Source organism: Granulosicoccus antarcticus IMCC3135, from assembly GCF_002215215.1.
GTDB classification, from domain to species: domain Bacteria; phylum Pseudomonadota; class Gammaproteobacteria; order Granulosicoccales; family Granulosicoccaceae; genus Granulosicoccus; species Granulosicoccus antarcticus.
In genome coordinates, this window is sequence record NZ_CP018632.1 from 3875357 (window position 1) to 3891387 (window position 16031).

Annotated in this window: 18 protein-coding genes and 1 pseudogene; 13 read left to right on the forward strand and 6 right to left on the reverse strand. The window is 47.5% G+C overall.

Annotated elements, in window-relative coordinates:
• Nucleotides 1-39 precede the first annotated feature (39 nt).
• Complete coding sequence (locus tag IMCC3135_RS16720; RefSeq protein ID WP_205738094.1) at nt 40-963, reverse strand: haloalkane dehalogenase; 924 nt, start codon at nt 961-963, stop codon at nt 40-42.
• Nucleotides 964-981: 18 nt separating this feature from the next.
• Between IMCC3135_RS16720 and IMCC3135_RS16725 the strand changes: the two genes are divergently transcribed.
• Nucleotides 982-1590 (forward strand): TetR/AcrR family transcriptional regulator, encoded by a 609-nt coding sequence (locus IMCC3135_RS16725; protein ID WP_088921896.1) that lies wholly within the window; start codon nt 982-984, stop codon nt 1588-1590.
• 2 nt (nt 1591-1592) lie between these two features.
• Here the strand turns inward: IMCC3135_RS16725 and IMCC3135_RS34155 are convergent, their stop codons facing one another.
• Nucleotides 1593-1772, reverse strand: a complete 180-nt coding sequence (locus tag IMCC3135_RS34155) for a hypothetical protein (RefSeq protein ID WP_157736052.1) — start codon at nt 1770-1772, stop codon at nt 1593-1595.
• A 241-nt stretch (nt 1773-2013) separates the two neighbouring features.
• Nucleotides 2014-2622 (reverse strand): TetR/AcrR family transcriptional regulator, encoded by a 609-nt coding sequence (locus tag IMCC3135_RS16735; RefSeq protein WP_088918659.1) that lies wholly within the window; start codon nt 2620-2622, stop codon nt 2014-2016.
• 139 nt (nt 2623-2761) lie between these two features.
• Between IMCC3135_RS16735 and IMCC3135_RS16740 the strand changes: the two genes are divergently transcribed.
• The 3 genes from IMCC3135_RS16740 to IMCC3135_RS16750 all read left to right on the forward strand — a co-directional run bounded on the left by IMCC3135_RS16740 (nt 2762) and on the right by IMCC3135_RS16750 (nt 5159).
• A complete protein-coding gene (locus IMCC3135_RS16740; protein ID WP_157736053.1) occupies nt 2762-3895 on the forward strand; it encodes an alpha/beta fold hydrolase in 1134 nt (377 codons plus the stop codon).
• 176 nt (nt 3896-4071) lie between these two features.
• Nucleotides 4072-4809, forward strand: a complete 738-nt coding sequence (locus IMCC3135_RS16745; protein WP_088918661.1) for an SDR family oxidoreductase — start codon at nt 4072-4074, stop codon at nt 4807-4809.
• An 80-nt stretch (nt 4810-4889) separates the two neighbouring features.
• Nucleotides 4890-5159 (forward strand): NAD(P)H-binding protein, encoded by a 270-nt coding sequence (locus IMCC3135_RS16750; RefSeq protein ID WP_088918662.1) that lies wholly within the window; start codon nt 4890-4892, stop codon nt 5157-5159.
• Between the two features lie 22 nt (nt 5160-5181).
• On the opposite strand, the gene IMCC3135_RS16755 is transcribed toward IMCC3135_RS16750, so the two are convergent.
• Complete coding sequence (locus tag IMCC3135_RS16755) at nt 5182-6393, reverse strand: ISAzo13 family transposase (protein WP_088918663.1); 1212 nt, start codon at nt 6391-6393, stop codon at nt 5182-5184.
• A 60-nt stretch (nt 6394-6453) separates the two neighbouring features.
• Here IMCC3135_RS16755 and IMCC3135_RS35555 point away from each other — a divergent pair, with 60 nt between their 5' ends.
• From IMCC3135_RS35555 to IMCC3135_RS16795, 8 genes are all read left to right on the forward strand, one after another.
• Nucleotides 6454-6693 (forward strand): NAD(P)H-binding protein, encoded by a 240-nt coding sequence (locus tag IMCC3135_RS35555; protein ID WP_418251446.1) that lies wholly within the window; start codon nt 6454-6456, stop codon nt 6691-6693.
• Nucleotides 6694-6801: 108 nt separating this feature from the next.
• Entirely contained in the window at nt 6802-7236 is a 435-nt protein-coding gene (gene tnpA, locus IMCC3135_RS16765; protein WP_088915928.1) for an IS200/IS605 family transposase, read from the forward strand.
• Between the two features lie 325 nt (nt 7237-7561).
• On the forward strand, nt 7562-8005 hold the full coding sequence (locus IMCC3135_RS16770) for a nuclear transport factor 2 family protein (protein WP_157736054.1): 444 nt from the start codon (nt 7562-7564) through the stop codon (nt 8003-8005).
• A 124-nt stretch (nt 8006-8129) separates the two neighbouring features.
• A complete protein-coding gene (locus IMCC3135_RS16775) occupies nt 8130-9104 on the forward strand; it encodes an SDR family NAD(P)-dependent oxidoreductase (RefSeq protein WP_205738095.1) in 975 nt (324 codons plus the stop codon).
• Between the two features lie 52 nt (nt 9105-9156).
• Nucleotides 9157-9855, forward strand: coding sequence for a DNA alkylation repair protein (locus tag IMCC3135_RS16780; RefSeq protein WP_088918667.1), 699 nt, complete (start codon nt 9157-9159; stop codon nt 9853-9855).
• 20 nt (nt 9856-9875) lie between these two features.
• On the forward strand, nt 9876-10775 hold the full coding sequence (locus IMCC3135_RS16785; protein WP_088918668.1) for a haloalkane dehalogenase: 900 nt from the start codon (nt 9876-9878) through the stop codon (nt 10773-10775).
• Nucleotides 10776-10862: 87 nt separating this feature from the next.
• Nucleotides 10863-11945, forward strand: a complete 1083-nt coding sequence (locus tag IMCC3135_RS16790) for an IS630 family transposase (protein WP_088918669.1) — start codon at nt 10863-10865, stop codon at nt 11943-11945.
• A gap of 294 nt (nt 11946-12239) precedes the next feature.
• Nucleotides 12240-12635, forward strand: a complete 396-nt coding sequence (locus tag IMCC3135_RS16795) for a transposase family protein (protein ID WP_088918670.1) — start codon at nt 12240-12242, stop codon at nt 12633-12635.
• A gap of 112 nt (nt 12636-12747) precedes the next feature.
• Here IMCC3135_RS16795 and IMCC3135_RS16800 read toward each other — a convergent pair whose 3' ends face one another.
• On the reverse strand, nt 12748-13836 hold the full coding sequence (locus tag IMCC3135_RS16800; RefSeq protein WP_088918671.1) for an integrase core domain-containing protein: 1089 nt from the start codon (nt 13834-13836) through the stop codon (nt 12748-12750).
• Nucleotides 13837-14379: 543 nt separating this feature from the next.
• Here IMCC3135_RS16800 and IMCC3135_RS16805 point away from each other — a divergent pair.
• Nucleotides 14380-15411 (forward strand): annotated as a pseudogene (locus tag IMCC3135_RS16805) (PDDEXK nuclease domain-containing protein).
• 469 nt (nt 15412-15880) lie between these two features.
• Here the strand turns inward: IMCC3135_RS16805 and IMCC3135_RS35255 are convergent.
• A complete protein-coding gene (locus tag IMCC3135_RS35255; protein WP_257790415.1) occupies nt 15881-16012 on the reverse strand; it encodes a hypothetical protein in 132 nt (43 codons plus the stop codon).
• Between the last annotated feature and the right edge of the window lie 19 nt (nt 16013-16031).

Below are 16031 nucleotides of genomic sequence, written 5' to 3' on the forward strand. Positions count from 1 at the left end.
TTATCCGGGCTGGTGAGACATGATCCTTTAGCCCTGCATCTAGTGCTTTTTTATCCAACCTGCTATTGCCACACCAATCTCATCAGGTGAATCCTCCTGCATAAAATGAAGGCCGGGTACCGTCACTTCTGTCAGATTTTTCCATGTCCGAACGAAGTCCTCCACGGAACCGGAAATCATCACCCCGGGATCGGCATTGATCCAGAGTTTGGGGACTGGGGTTTCCACCAGCCATTGGGAGTAGGCGGCAACCCATTGGAATACATCAGCGGGCTCTCCCTCGATAGGGATTTGTCGAGGAAAGGTCAGCGTTGGGCGACGATCTTCACCGGCATTGAGAAACGGTCTGCGATACTCAGCCATTTCTTCGTCACTCAGGTCTCTCAGAATGGAGCCTGGCAGAATTTTCTCAACAAACAGATTGTTGTCGAGAACCATCTGCTCTCCAGCCGGCGAACGCATCGCCTGGAAGCCTGCGCGAGCTCCTTCTGGAAAATTGTCCCAGCTGGGTATCGGGGCGACAATGGCTTCCATGAAAGCGATTCTCCGGACCGCTTCGGAGTGTGTATGAGCCCAATGGAAGCCTAGTCCGGACCCCCAGTCGTGCAAAACCAATGTCACGTTTTCCTTGACACCCAGCTGTTCCAGAAGCTCAAACAGATAGTCGCGCTGTTCTGCAAAGGTGTAGCTATCAGGCCCGCTGTTATCAAGTTTTTCAGAGTCGCCCATACCGATCAGGTCTGGTGCGATCAATCGGCCAAGTCCACTCAGGTGCGGCATGACGTTGCGCCATAGGTAGGACGACGTTGGGTTGCCATGCAAAAATACAATCGGGTCGCCTTCACCCTCTTCGATGTAGGCCATTTGCTTGCCACGAACAGTGGCGAATTTCTTTCGATCGATAAAACCTGCCATGACTCTGGTCTCGTTTTGTGATGAGATGGATTGTAGCGGAACGTTCATTCTATTACAATGGTCAGTATGCCAAGAGAAAAATCAGCATCCAGAACAGATCTGCTTGACACTGCCATGAAAGCCTTTTGGGAAATCGGTTTTCATGTGGTGTCAATGAGTGATCTGGTACGAGAGACCGGTGTGAGTCGCGCCGGTATTTACAGCGACTTTGCGAACAAGCGAGAGCTGTTCCATGCCTGTCTTGATCGTTATCAGGAAGTCGTGGTGGCTCCGCACTTTGCCCCGGTTGAGGCCGATGGCGCAGGAATCGATAGCATTGAGACCTACCTGAACAATCTACTGATGCGCTTCGAAGATGCGGGCGGGTTTGGCAAGGGATGTCTTGTTGGAAACACGCTTACTCAGATCCCCGAAGAAGCGCTGGAAACCCGACAAAAGCTGTGCGCCCATTGCGACCGTCTGACGAGTGGCTTCCATCAGGTGATCGCAAATGAAAATGGTGCTCACGGACCGCTTACCCAAGCCGAAATCACTGATCTTGCGCGCTACTCCATGATCTCGGTGCAGGGCATTTGGTCCTATTCTCGGCTGACCGAAGATGTTTCCGAACTGCGCGCGGCTTCTGACACCCTCGTTTCGGTTCTGAAGGCACGGTTGCGCGGGTCGACTCAATAACCTCACCTCTGCCGGATGGGGATTTCCAGTTCATCGCACTGCATGTCGAAACCGCATAGAGTGACAGCGCGAGCACCTGCCAGATCGGAATCGCCTGTGTCGGGAATGATGAAATCACCCGCACGTGGTCGACATATGTCGACCCGCAAATGCCATTCGCGCCGTTTAAAATTGATTCGCACGAGATCGGGTCCGTATTCCGTGAGAAACGCGCGAATGCCTGTTGGTGCGACGGGTGGGGTTACCGGTATGACGCTCGTGGCGCAGAGTGTGGTTTAGAGGTGACAAGTGAGATCTGGTGGCAGATAAAGTGGTTTCATTCGCACGCAAAGTGGTTTGAGCAGCGCCGATAGTGTCACGTAAAGTGATCGGGAAATCGCGATAAGTGCAGTTCGGGCGCTCGATAAGTGCGAGCCGTTACACCTATGGGTCGATCTGAGACGGACGCCAGGAATCAATCGTATAGAGCGCCATGTTGATCAGGCCTGTCGACGCGGTAACGTCCCCTGCGTCCCGGCTGATGATCGCTGCTGCCATGAAAACACCTTTCACGAACTCCGCAGCGCCCGTCGAGTCCACATCTGAGCGGACTGTGCCTTTTGCCTTGGCGCGATCTACCAGCCCCGTCACTGCGTTCAACAGATCACTGAAATAGGCATCGGTCAGTTCTCGGATGTCGTTGTTTTGCAGCGCTGCATTCTCGACCGTGGTGTTCAGAAACAAACAACCGAATTTACCGTTGACATCCGATTCGGGATCAAGACCAGCGGACATGAGATTCGACAACACATCAAGATTATCGGCCTGCTCAATGGGTTGAATGACGGCTTGGTGAATGTCCTGTCCATAGAGCTTCATCGCCTCAATGAACAGGCCCTCCTTGCCACCGAATTCCGTGCGAATGGCAAAGCGCCCGATGCCGACGATATCTTCGATGGCGCGTATGCCTAGGGTCTGAAACCCATTTTCGCGAAACGCATCGCGCGCCCGCGCCACAGCTTCTTGCCGGTCATAGCTTTTTTGTCTAGCCATAATTTTCTTCAAACGTCACGGTTGCGTGTCATGCCAAATTTTTAAGATGTCTGCTTGACAATATATCACTTCGAGTGTAGTGTAACAATCACTTCGTTCGTAGTGATAAATTAAATGTCTCGCCAACATGTTTGGTTGGATGAAGATTCTCGCAGTGAAACAGACGAAGAACAGACACGATTCACAGGCTGACGCGGATGTTCCACGCCACCTGGCGATGCCCCATTCAACCCCTTCCGATCAGAAATCAATCATGACCAGAAATACGTTCACTCGGTACATCGTGGCCGGGCTGGTGGCGCTTGCGCCGCTGACCACGCCAGTCCTGGCCGATGCCATCATCTATGAGCAAAGCGCCGACCCGGTTGCTTTCAACGCCGACCCCACGGACGAACGACTCCGACCGTTCGTCGTCGACAAAGAGGAATACCCGTTCAAGAGCCACTGGTTCGAACGCAATGGTGTGGCGATGCACTACATAGACGAGGGAGAAGGTTTCCCCATCGTTCTGACTCACGGCAATCCTGACTGGTCTTTCCTGAACCGCAACATCATCAAGGACATGGCAAGTGAGGCACGCGTGATTGCCTATGACCTGCCAGGGTTTGGTTTTTCAGAATCACCTGAAGGGTTCAACTGGACGCCACAAGAACATGCCGAGTGGATCAGTGCGCTGGTGAACGAGCATCTCGGGCTGGAAAAATTCATCCTGGTTGTTCAGGACTGGGGCGGGCCCACCGGATTATCCGTAGCCACGGATAATCCTGAAAAAATTGCAGGTCTTGTTGTCAGTAACACATGGGCTTGGCGACCCGCAGCTGCACTGGCCGATTTCTCCAAGCAGATGGCGACCCCGGAAATGCAGCGAAAACTGATCGACGAGAACTTCTTTACTGCGGAGATGATGCCGGCCGGAATAAACCCGGTTTCCGCCGCGAATACAGCTGTGACGGATGCCTACCGGATGCCGTTCCCGACACCTGAATCCCGCGAAGGTGCGGCATATTTCCCGGTTGCGATCATCGATCAACAGGAATGGGTTTCGCAGATTGAAGAACAATTGCACCTCCTGGCTGACAAGCCAGCAGAGCTGATTTTCGGTGAATTGGACGAACTTTTGGGCCAGAGCGACACCGTCGCCCGATGGAGGGGGCATTTCCCTGATGCGCCAGTGCAATTGCTACCACACGCGAACCACTTCACTCAGGAAGACAGTCCCGAAAGCTTCGGCCTGTCCTTGCGCCGCCTGCTGAGCCAGATCGAAAGCGAATAGGCCCTACGACTCTTACGGCCCCAAATCGCATACCACACGACTGTTCGCCCAAACATCACTGCATGGTACGAGCGTTTGTTCGAACGTCCAGCCGGTCTGACTGTACGCAATCTCAAGGTTGCAGGGAATCTGCAACCTTGACCCCGTAAAAACCCCAACTTCAGAGAAATACGAAAATGAACAACATTGCAAACAAAGTCGTCGTCATCACTGGCGCCAGCAGCGGTCTGGGCGAAGCCACCGCCCGGCATCTGGCCTCTCTCGGTGCGATGGTCATGCTCGGCGCGCGCCGCCAGGATCGCCTGGAGGCGATTGCCAACGACATTCGCACCGCCGGTGGCAAAGCCGAGGTACTGGCTACCGACGTCGCACAGGCCGATCAGGTTCAGATGCTTGTCGACAAGGCGATTGAGACCTTTGGACGCTTAGATGTAATGATCAACAATGCCGGCTTGATGTCAGTTGCTCCGATTGCTGAGGTTAAGGTTGATGAATGGGATCGCATGATCGACATTAATATCAAAGGGGTACTTTACGGTATCGCCGCTGCACTTCCAGTGTTTACAAAACAAAATAGTGGTCACTTTATTAATCTCGCTTCCGTTGCTGCACATAAAGTTTCACCGGGAACGGCTGTCTATAGCGGTACAAAATTTGCGGTTAAAGCGATAACGGAAGGATTGAGAGCGGAAGTAGGTGGCAATATACGTACAACGCTATTATCACCCGGCTTAATTGATTCTGAATTAAAATTCGGCAGTTCGGATGAAGCCACCTCTCAATTTGTTCAAAATATTTATAAAGACGCCATTCCAGCGTTATCTATTGCCAAAGCTGTCGCCTATGCGATTGAACAACCAGATGATGTCGATATTAACGAAATTATTATCAGACCAACAATTCAAGACTTCTAATCTAATGTGAGTTGATCCTGCCTTTTTTGTATTTTGTTTGGCAGGTCAACGTGAAACAGTTGCTTTAAAAGGTATAAAAAATGAAAAAAACACTCGTTATTGGCGCTAATGGCCAGATTGGTAAAATAGTGGTTGAGTTGCTTCACAATCAGGATCGCCCAGTGCTCGCAATGGTTCGTAGCAAACAACAAGCTGAGAAGTTAGAAAATATGGGTGTAGAGGCTGTTGTTGGCGATCTTGAAACTGATTTTGAACACGCTTTTAAGGGCTGCGATAAAGTAGTATTTAGTGCAGGTTCTGGCGGTAATACAGGCGACGATAAAACACTTTTAGGGCTTGTGAATAAATAAACTATATATTTATATTGTTTGTTTATTCTCGTGGTCTTATCGTGTAATTCCACTCACCATGAAACCGATCAGGGTATAAGTTGATCGATTCCATTTGCTCGTCAGTAACCTTTTTTCCCTTTTCATAGGGATTCTGGTCAAGCTCACAATGCACCTCGAGTCCTTCCCGAGTTTTTGTCGCTCCGATCAGCTCGACGACTGTTCGATAGTCCTCCAGTGGCTTGCCGCGCCAGTTCAACGTGATGAAGCTGAATAAACGGTGCTCAATCCGATTCCATTTGCTGGTTCCTGGAGGGAAATGACTGACGCTAATGGCAATGCCCAACTCATCGCTGAGCTTCTGCAGCTCCAGCTTCCAGAGCCTGCTGCGGTAACCGTTGCTGCCGCCACAGTCGGCTGTGACGAAAATTTCGCGCGTGGTGCCGTAGTAGCGTTTCTGACCCAGCTCTTGCCACCAGCGACGCAGGCTGTGCACAGCGAACTCGGCGGTGTCGGCACTGATGCCGACACTCACCCATGCCTCGTTGTCACCGATATCGTAAACCCCATAGGGGCTTACCCGACCCAGTTCGCCCTTGAAATCGTGAGTCTTCACCGGCTCCGGTTTACCCTTCGGGCGGTACTCCTTGCCGCCGTTTTTATAGGACCCTACCAGTTCCTTTTTCTTGGTGTCCACTGACAGGACGGGCTCTCCTGCCTTGATCCGCCGCTTGCTCTGGCGAGCAATATGACGAAACTGTGCATCACGATCCTCATGCTGGGCACCTTCGAGCTTCTTGGCGTTGCCTTGCAGCGAATAACCCAGCTTCTTGAGCAGATGACCCACCGTGCGATAGCTCACCGTGTGACCAAGCTGGCTCAACTCGCCAGCGAGCACCCGTAGACTCTTGAGCGTCCAGCGTAGCGGCGACTGCGGGTCCCCGCGCGTGACCGGCTCCACCAGTGATTCCAGTGCACCGAGCAGCTTGGGATCCTCAGACACTTTTGTTGGTCGGCCAGCGCCGGGCTGGCGAACCCGCCTTGCCAACTGAGGCTGAGCATCGCCTCGTTCTCGCAATTCTTTAATACCACGAGTGATGGTGATACGCGACAGGTCGGTGGCTCGATGAACAATCGCTATGCCACCATAGCCCAGAGTCATTGCTTCCGAGGCGGCCCACTCACGTCGTCCACGCTCATCAAGTGAGGAGAGAATCTGAGAATATTGTTGCCGAATTTGCTTTTCGCTTTTCATTATCGAATAAGCTTAGCAGATATAATCAAAATGTATATATAATATATTCACAAGCCCTTAATAGATTTATGGGCAGCAAAAAAAGCAGTTGATTATTCTTTAAAGGAAGGTATACAACATTTTGTAATGGTAAGTGGTTTAGGCGCACAAGACCCTGACGAATTTGAATCAGAAATAAAACCCTATTTGGTGGCAAAGTATTTTTCCGATTATTATTTAATAGAAAGTAGTTTAGATTATACGATTTTACGCCCCGGTAGTTTAACCAATGAAAATGGAACGGGTTTAGTCGTATCGTAGAAACCCACGTCCTCCGGACGTGGTCAGAGGGCTGAGGCTTTGCCGATAGTCCGACTCAATGGTAAACCTCTCGTGAGCTATCCCCATAGCCTCATTCGAGGAATACCAATGAGTCGTTTTAAGAAGCTATCACACACGATATGGCACTGCCAATATCATGTGGTTTGGACACCCAAGTATCGGTACCGGGTTCTTGCCGGTTCGGTGAAACAAGAAGTATCCAGTTGTATTAGGGCTTTTTCGGAGCAGAAGAAGTGCGAAGTGGTGGAGTTGAACGTGCAGATCGACCACGTTCACTTGATCGTGTCGATACCGCCGAAGCTGTCGGTATCGGATTATGTCGGAATGGTGAAGGGGAGGACGGCAATACGAGTTCTCCAGCGTTTCAAAGAGTTACGGACAAAGCCGTATTGGGGCAATCACTTCTGGACAAAGGGGTACTGCGTTGACACGGTGGGTTTGGATCTGGAAAAGATCCAGGCTTATGTTCGGTATCAAGATAAGAAGGATCAACAAATAGAGCAGCGCCAGCTCGGGCTGTAGTTATGTAAATGCTGGGGGGTTGGCTTCCTGGTCGTCTCTGACGGCCAGGCATACCGGGCCCCTATGGGGCCGACTCAAGCCCCTGCGCTCCGCGTAGGGATCTTTTAGTTAGAACGACAAGAGCTGAAAGTTTTAAAGAGTTAATCATTCCACGAGAAGATGTAGCAGCGACAATTACGTATTGTTTAAACGCCGATAATACTAAAGGAAAAACGTTTGAGCTATATAGTGGGAAAGAATCCATTCGTGAATCTTTAAAATAAGCTAATCATTCTGTTCTACAAAACAAAAACTTAACACCAATATAATGATTAAAGAGAAAAAGATGAAAAATACATTAGAACAAAGAATTCAAAAATTAGAAGATTTAGAAGCTATAAGAACACTCCAAGCTACATATGGTCATTATGTAGATAAAGGTTGGAATGAGAAAGAGATGGATATTAAAAAGCTCACTGAAATATTTACCGAAGATGCTTTATGGGAAGCGCCAGCAGCTGGAGTATTAGCTAATGGACACAAAGAAATAATCGAATCTTTTAAATCTTTTGATGCAAAGAATAAATTCTTTATTCATAGTTTTACTAACCCCATTATTGAAATTAATGAAGATAAAGCGACAGCAAAATGGATTCTTTTTTCTCCTGCTATTGATGGCGAAAAAGTAATTTGTATGCTTGCCAGTTATGATAATGATTATGTTAGAACGACAAATGGTTGGCGTATTAAAAGTTTAAGACTCAACATGGCTAATGTACTTGGCGCTTAATAATAGTCATTCAAGCATTAACATTGGGCTAATCGAATTAGAAGGTCGTTTAAAATCCTCCCAGGTAAATGTGTTGAATTCATTTTTCACTCAGAAGTATTATGTAACAAACTAAGGAATAATCATGACTCAAAATAAAACAATCTATCTTAATAAAGTACTTGAAGAACATTCTCAAGATATGACAAGTAAAGTAGTTGCCATTACAGGTACTACAAGTGGTACGGGATTTGTATTCGCAAGAGAAGTTGCTAAGAAAGGGGCTACAGTCCTACTGCTTAATCGTACAAGTGCAAGATCAGAAAATGCCTATAAGCAGTTAACCGAAGCAGTTCCAAGTGGAAAATTTGAAGCAATAGCGTGCGATTTGCAAGATTTTGAAAGTGTAAAACAAGCAGCTGAACAAATTAAATCGGAATATAGTGTTCTTGATGTTTTAGTCAATAATGCTGGTATTATGGCTGTAAAAGATGAAGCGACTAAAGATGGTTATGATGTTCAAATGCAAACAAATGCCATATCTCACTTTCTTTTAACCAAAGAATTGTATCCTTTACTTAAAAACAGTTGTGAAGCTAGAGTCATAAACCAAACGTCGTTAGCTAGATTAGGTGGACCATTAGAATCTGCCTATTTTGAGAAAAATGGAGGTAACTTAGGAGGTAATGGCACACTTGAAGAAACCGCAAATTTTCAAGGCGCTAGATGGGAGCGTTATCACCAAACTAAATTGGCAAATGCCACTTTTACCTATGGTTTAAAAAAGAAACTTTTAGAGGCTAACGTTAAAAATATTATTTCATTATTGGCGCATCCTGGCGTAGCCATAACCAACCTTCAAGCAACTTCAGCTGAAACAGGTGGAATGGATGTTAACGGAGGCGTTATGAGCCAAGCACAGTCTGCTGAAGATGGCGCCGCTGGAATTATTAGAGCTGCTATGGATAAAGAGGCGAAATCTGGTGATTTTTATGGACCAACTGAAGGGATAAGTGGCTTTCCAAATTTGTTAGAACCAGAAGAACTACTTTTTGACGAATCTAATGTCGCTATCAATTGGAATGGGTGTGAAAAAGCTGTTGGTGAATTTAAAATATAAAATCACAAACGGTTGGTAATTTCTTTAAATCGGCATTAGAGTTTTAAATAATATGCAAAACTACCTTCAAGAAATAGAAACAATCACTTCTAAAGCAGGTGAAACCGTTCCTTTGCAAAGAAAAGCTTTTGAAGGAGGTTTTTCTTTTAAGCAATTGCCTTTTGATAAACAACTAGCGATATGGAGTTATATCTGGACGAACACCAAAGTGTATAGAGCAGAAATGTTTTGTTTGTATTTCTTGGAGAAGCATATTAAAAACAAAGATGAAATGCTGGCCGCTTGGCCAACGATTAAATTATGGCAAGACAAAATTAATCGATGGGAAACAAGCGATGGCATTTCAAAAATATATGCTCAATTAGTAGAATATGATGCAGCATTAATTTTGCCAACGTATAAAAAATGGAATACGTCTACAAACCCATGGCATAGAAGACAAAGCATAGTGGGTTTACTTTATTACAGCGCTCATAGAAAACACTATTTACCTTTTCAAGTACTTATAGATTTGGTAGCACTTTTAATTTCTGACCACGCTTATTATGTTGAAAAAGGAGTGGGTTGGACACTTAGAGAAATAGGAAATATATACCCTAAAGAGCAGGAAGGATTTCTATTTGAAAACGCAACTAAAATTTGTGCTTACGGATATAGCGCGGGTACAGAAAAGTGGGATAAAAAAAAACGAGAAAAACTGAAGCAAATTAGAAAAGCAGCAAGAGGTTTAAATCGCAAAAATTCAATTTAAACATTTAAAAAGGAATAAATATGTCAAACAACAAACCAATATCAGCAGCGTTTACTTTTGAATCTAAATTTCAAGTAGTATTAGATTCTAAAATGCATTATGTAGATGAAGGAGACAAAAATTCTAAAGATACTTTTTTACTCATACACGGAAACCCTACATCAAGTTATTTATGGCGAAACATCATTCCGTATGTAAGTGCCTTAGGTCGTGTGGTTGTTCCTGATCTTATTGGAATGGGTAAGTCTGACAAGCCCGATATAGATTATACATTTGAAGACCATATTACCTATTTAGATGCGTTTATTGAAAAGTTAGCCTTAAAAAATATCATTATAGTCATTCAAGATTGGGGTTCTGCTTTGGGTTTTAACTATGCCAATCAGCATAGAGAAAATATAAAAGGGATTGTTTTTTTTGAAGCTATGTCTCAAGTTTCTTATTGGAAAAATACGACTAAAGAGACAGAAACATTATTTAAAAAATTTCGTGACCCTGCAGAAGGGCATGAAATGATTGTTAAAAACAACTTCTTTATTGAGGCTATGCTACCCATGATGGCGGGCAGAGAATTAACTCAAGAAGAAATGGACCATTACCGAGCGCCTTATTTGGAAGAAAAGAGCCGTAAACCACTGCTTATGTGGCCTGGTCAAATTTCGTTTGATGGCGTCCCAAAATTTACCACTGACATTGTTAATTCATATAATGAATACCACAAAAATTCAGATGTGCCTAAGTTGTTATTTTATGCAGAGCCAGGACTAATCATTAATCGAGAATTAGGTGAGCATATCGCTGAAACGTGGAAAAATATTACTGCAGTAGATTTAGGTGAAGGAAAGCATTATCTACAAGAGTCGCATCCACACGAAATTGGTGAAGGTATTGTCGATTGGTATAAAAAAGTTATTAAATAAACACTAATTATAGGGCTAGTGTACTGAAACATTCAAAACACTCCAATAGTATATAATTAATAAGTGTCTCTGGTTGAATGAAATTGCATGCCTGCCCCGATATTCATTGAAATTACCGAAGTGGAACGCGAGGAGTTTCATCGGCTTTGCCGCAGTGGTAAAACACCGGTACGCCTGAAAGAGCGTTTATCCATCGTTTTGCTAGCTGATGAAGGGTTGACGAACACGGAGATCGCAGAGCATGTGCCACTCAGTGCACATGCGATAGGTCGATGGAGGAAGCGATTCAGTGAAAACGGCATCGAGGGTATCGAGAAAAACCTGCCCCGTGGCCTCACAAGAAACGGTAGCAAGAACGCCAGTTATGCCAAGCTACGTCAACAGATCATTGATATCACTACCCGGGAAAAGCCGGAGGGCCAGACTCATTGGAGCACTCGTACACTGGCAGCAAAACTGGGTATCAACCAAATGTTTGTGTCACGTGTATGGCGTGAAAATGGTCTGAAGCCACATTTGATTAAATCGTTCAAAGTAAGCAATGATCCTCACTTTGAGGAGAAGTTGAAAGATGTGGTGGGGCTATATATGAATCCACCTGAGAACGCGGCCGTATTCTGTGTTGATGAGAAGAGTTCGATTCAGGCACTGGATCGCACCCAACCGGGTCTTCCGCTGAAGAAAGGTCGTGCAGGGACGATGACACATGACTACAAGAGAAACGGCACCAGTACCTTGTTTGCTGCACTCAATGTGTTTAGTGGTGAGGTTATTGGTGAGTGCAAACAGCGCCACCGACATCAGGAGTTCTTGTCGTTTCTTAAAACGGTGGAGAAACAAACGCCAAAGGAGTTGGGCCTGCATGTCATCGTGGACAATTACTCCACGCACAAGCATAAGAAAGTAAAAAACTGGTTGAAGAGAAACAAGCGAGTCACCCTTCACTTTATACCAACAAGCTCATCGTGGCTGAATTTGGTTGAGAGATTCTTCGGTCTGATTACTGACAAAGCCATCCGACGCGGCGTATTCACCTCAGTAAAAGACTTGGAAGATAAACTGATGAGCTTCATTAATATTCACAATATTAATCCAAAGCCATTCGTGTGGACAAAGTCAGTTGGAATAATTCTTGAGAAAGTATCACGAGCGAGAGACTCGCTCATTTGAATTCTTTGTATGTTTCACTACACTAGTGGTCAAATAGAAAAAATGCTTAAGCGTTATATTGGGTAGACTACGGAACCATGAGCGGATTTATTTGATCGCTATAATTTGACCACGACAAAGGAAGTACCGATGGCAGCTAAATTATCCAAGTTTGAAGCAGTCGATGGCTCTGCTACATTATATACCGCCACCAAAAATAGCCTTAGATGCACGGCTATTAAACTGAGAACAGGTGGCGTTTGTTTATATAGTCGGGTCTTCCGGTTTCCGTGTGGGTAAGTTAGCCTTGATGGCATGAATGATAAAGATCTGTACCAGCAAATTCTGGGAATTCCGAAGCCATGGAGCGTCACTGACGTCGGCCTGAAGCTGGACGGTGGCAAGATTGAAGTTCGTGTCAGTGCTCCATCATCAGCTGACATGCATTGCCCGGTGTGCCAGAAGGTCTGCCCACGCCATGACAAGCGAGAGCGTCGATGGCGTCATCTGGACACGTGTCAGTACCAGACGGTTCTGGTTGCGCAAGTGCCTCGTGTGAAATGCGAGGAGCATGGTATCAAGCAGATCAATGTCCCTTGGGCAGAGGAGCGTTCTCGATTCACGGCTTTGTTCGAGATTCTGGTTATTGACTGGCTCAAGGAGGCCTCTGTCAGCGCTGTTGCCAGACAGCTGGACATACGCTGGGAGTAAGCGCCAAGATATAAGGGTGTAGACAAGCCTTTTTCCTCGCGCGAAGCTGAGCTTCTTTATAACAGGAGCTCATCATGCCAACCCAATCACCTGTGCATGGCGAATTCCTACTTCATGCAGCGATTGGAGTCTGGAAGAGCCCATTGCAGTGTGAATGCCATGAATAGTGATCGAGCAGTGCGCATCGAGATTGAACTTCACTGCTGACAGATTCAGGAGTTTTGCCATTAAGTGACTGATGGGCTCGATTCTGATTATAGTATTGAGCAAAATCAGCGAGTTTTCGCTCCAAGTCTTGCATATTCCAGAAAAACAACTGATCAAGGTACTCACGCCGAATCGTTCCAATTAGTCGTTCAATGAACGGATGCGACGTCGGCGAATAGGGCACACTCTTGATTTCCTCTATGTCGAGAATTCGTAGATTGGCTTGCCATTGGTGATGCCGAAATAGGGGATCGTTATCAGAACTCAATCGCTGTGGGATGCCTTTGCCCGATATGACTTTGTTGAACATGCAGCATAGCGAAATACCGTCCACCGCGCCGGCTTGTATTCCAAAGCCGATGATGCGCCGAGTAAACTGATCCATGACAACGAGCACCCAGTGGCTCTTGAGAAGAATGGATTCACACTGAAACAGATCCACACTCCAGAGACTGTCCTTGGTATGGCCCAAGAAGGTCAACCAGGATGGACCGTCGCCACCCGAATCACGCGGGTAGTGTGCAGCCAAGACTCGCCTGACGACATCCTTATCAATATTGGTGCCGAACGCAAGGTTGATTTGTTGCGCGATGCGTGGGCAACCAAAGGTGGGATTGCGTCGTTTTATGTCGATAATGGCATTAATGAGTTCCTTTGACGGGCCCTTTGGGCCAGGTTTGCAAGTGCCACAGGAAGAATAAAGAAGACGATATTTGCGCTGTTTGAGCAATTGGTGAAATTTCAACAGCGTCGAGGGCCGGACAATCACGGCCGCTCTTAGAATATGGCGATGCAGAAGGAAAAGAGAGCAGAAACCCATCAGGAAGCGATCCAGTGCCGTCAGTTTTGGCGAACGGCGCCGGGTGCGATTGATGATCAGAAGCTGCTGTTTCGTTAGCAGGCTATCGGCAACAATGGCTCTCGCGCCGCCAGGTCCCAGAAGTTTGGCGATCGTGGTCAACAGATGCGCAAGGAGTAAAAAGAGGTCCTTCATGGCAGAGCAGAATAGGGCAGACAGCCGGCAAGAACAAGTCTATCCAAAGTGCTGCATTTCGGCGATAATTTGGAATTCGCCATGGACAGGAGGCGCTTCAGAGCATGATGACGTCACGGCTCGCCGACAAGGATGAGCTGATTGCCAGCCTCCTACGACAGATTACCGAGCCACCCAAAGACTCGGATATGGGCTTGGAAAGCGACACCGGTGACGCCTGATGGGCGGGTTCGAAAGTTGGGTGTGTCGTTTTTTCCGTGATTGAAAAGTTACCGAAAGCGACCACCCCGAGTTATCCACAGTTTGCGGGGATAACTCGGTGAGTAAGGACATGAAGTGGTTGATCGCACACACGTTTTTAACTTGGTCATAAATTGAACACGGTGTCGCGGACAGATGGGCAAGGTTCAGGTCTGGAGCATTTGGATAAGCCCACCACGATCCGGTGTTCCAAAACCAAAGAGAGTGGCAGACTCTCAGCCCCAGAGCCCGGTGCGCACGCTATCATCAGTTACTACTTTGAACATAACTTGTGCAAGGAGCATGAACAACTCACCCGAATCAGATCAGGGCTATCAGCAGATTCACGAAAGTATTGCTGGTGTCGTAGAGGCAGCACGTTCGGCTGCGGCGCGCAGCGTCAATCGTTTGATGACGGCGACATACTGGGAGATTGGTCGACATATCGTATTGACCGAGCAGGGGGGTCATGATCGCGCTGGGTATGGAGATTCCTTGGTGGAGCGGCTGGCGGCTGATCTGACTGAGCGTTTTGGACGTGGCTTCAGTCGTCAGAATTTGTGGCAGATGAGGGCCTTTCATTTAGGCTGGCCGGAAGAGCGAATTCTCCAGACACTGTCTGGAGAATCGGTACCAGCAAAACAACTCCGGGTGTTGACGGACAATTCAACCGATCTTGCCTTGCTTTCGCAGGCATTCCCGCTGCCCTGGTCGGCCTACGTCCGTCTACTCGGCGTCAAGAACGAGCAAGCTCGAGCCTTCTATGAGGCAGAGGCATTTCGTGCCGGATGGTCGGTTCGGCAGCTCGACCGGCAAGTCAATAGCCAATTCTATGAGCGTGCTGCTCTCTCTCGAGACAAGGCCGCGATGCTCAGGCAAGCGGAGACCGATACCGACAAGCAACCACTAACAGCGGCTGATGCGATCAAGGATCCTTTTGTTCTCGAATTTCTAAATCTGAAAGACCAGTATTCCGAGTCCGATCTTGAGGAGTCGCTAATCCAGCACCTGACCGATTTCCTGCTCGAGTTGGGCGATGATTTTGCATTCGTTGGCCGTCAGCGATGACTGAGGCTCGATGATCGTTGGTTCCGGGTAGACTTATTGTTCTTCCATCGCCGACTGCGGTGTTTGCTGATCATCGACCTGAAAGTCGGGCGATTTAGTCATGCCGACGCCGGTCAGATGCATATGTATTTAAACTATGCACGTGAACACTGGACGTTGCCAGGTGTTATTGCCAGCCTAATACCGCGGCTATTTGCCGCGGACCCCGAGCGGATGATGTCAGCTGAAGTGCCGTTTCGACGACTCGGAAATATTTTGCAGGGGTGACAAGGCAGGCACTCTCCGGTATCACAGGTAAGCCGAAGAGAAAGACACAGCGCCAGCCAAAGATGTAGGAGTCCAAACTGACGCCGTGCCCCGAACCGTGCGTTAGCACAGCCCGTTTAGTGTCTCACTGGACCGGGTATAAATCCAGCACTCATCGGCTTGAGAGCACCGATGAAGCCTTCCGGCCGGTTATTCAATTGCGCTCGCTGCCACGCGCAGTGTCTGATCTGCCAAAGCTGTGATCGAGGCCAACGTTATTGCCCTTCAATTTGTGCGGCTGCAGCCCGTCGTGAATCGCTCAAACGAGCAACTCGTCGCTATCAGAATACCCGCCGTGGCCGACACGCCAATGCCGCTCGTCAACGTCGCTATCGGGAGCGTCAGAGGCAGAAAGTAACGCATCAGGGTTCCCCCAACGCCATTGCTTTACTGCCTCTCAGAGCTGAGAACGTTGATGATGCATCGCCACTCAGTCACAGGTCTCGGCAACCAGCCTTGCATTGTCACTTTTGTGCTCGGCCATGCGACCCATTTCTGCGACGTGACTTTCTCCGCTCTCCATCACGACGCCCTCATTGGCGTCGTTCGACACGTGAGCCATGAGGGCTCGACCGTATAGG

Bases quoted from the DNA above. Each gene is read 5' to 3' on its own strand.
- IMCC3135_RS16720 (WP_205738094.1), bottom strand. From the start codon at position 963: ATGAACGTTCCGCTACAATCCATCTCATCACAAAACGAGACCAGAGTC.
- IMCC3135_RS16725 (WP_088921896.1), top strand. From the start codon at position 982: ATGCCAAGAGAAAAATCAGCATCCAGAACAGATCTGCTTGACACTGCC.
- IMCC3135_RS16735 (WP_088918659.1), bottom strand. From the start codon at position 2,622: ATGGCTAGACAAAAAAGCTATGACCGGCAAGAAGCTGTGGCGCGGGCG.
- IMCC3135_RS16740 (WP_157736053.1), top strand. From the start codon at position 2,762: ATGAAGATTCTCGCAGTGAAACAGACGAAGAACAGACACGATTCACAG.
- IMCC3135_RS16745 (WP_088918661.1), top strand. From the start codon at position 4,072: ATGAACAACATTGCAAACAAAGTCGTCGTCATCACTGGCGCCAGCAGC.
- IMCC3135_RS16750 (WP_088918662.1), top strand. From the start codon at position 4,890: ATGAAAAAAACACTCGTTATTGGCGCTAATGGCCAGATTGGTAAAATA.
- IMCC3135_RS16755 (WP_088918663.1), bottom strand. From the start codon at position 6,393: ATGAAAAGCGAAAAGCAAATTCGGCAACAATATTCTCAGATTCTCTCC.
- tnpA (WP_088915928.1), top strand. From the start codon at position 6,802: ATGAGTCGTTTTAAGAAGCTATCACACACGATATGGCACTGCCAATAT.
- IMCC3135_RS16770 (WP_157736054.1), top strand. From the start codon at position 7,562: ATGAAAAATACATTAGAACAAAGAATTCAAAAATTAGAAGATTTAGAA.
- IMCC3135_RS16775 (WP_205738095.1), top strand. From the start codon at position 8,130: ATGACTCAAAATAAAACAATCTATCTTAATAAAGTACTTGAAGAACAT.
- IMCC3135_RS16780 (WP_088918667.1), top strand. From the start codon at position 9,157: ATGCAAAACTACCTTCAAGAAATAGAAACAATCACTTCTAAAGCAGGT.
- IMCC3135_RS16785 (WP_088918668.1), top strand. From the start codon at position 9,876: ATGTCAAACAACAAACCAATATCAGCAGCGTTTACTTTTGAATCTAAA.
- IMCC3135_RS16790 (WP_088918669.1), top strand. From the start codon at position 10,863: ATGCCTGCCCCGATATTCATTGAAATTACCGAAGTGGAACGCGAGGAG.
- IMCC3135_RS16795 (WP_088918670.1), top strand. From the start codon at position 12,240: ATGAATGATAAAGATCTGTACCAGCAAATTCTGGGAATTCCGAAGCCA.
- IMCC3135_RS16800 (WP_088918671.1), bottom strand. From the start codon at position 13,836: ATGAAGGACCTCTTTTTACTCCTTGCGCATCTGTTGACCACGATCGCC.
- IMCC3135_RS35255 (WP_257790415.1), bottom strand. From the start codon at position 16,012: ATGGCTCACGTGTCGAACGACGCCAATGAGGGCGTCGTGATGGAGAGC.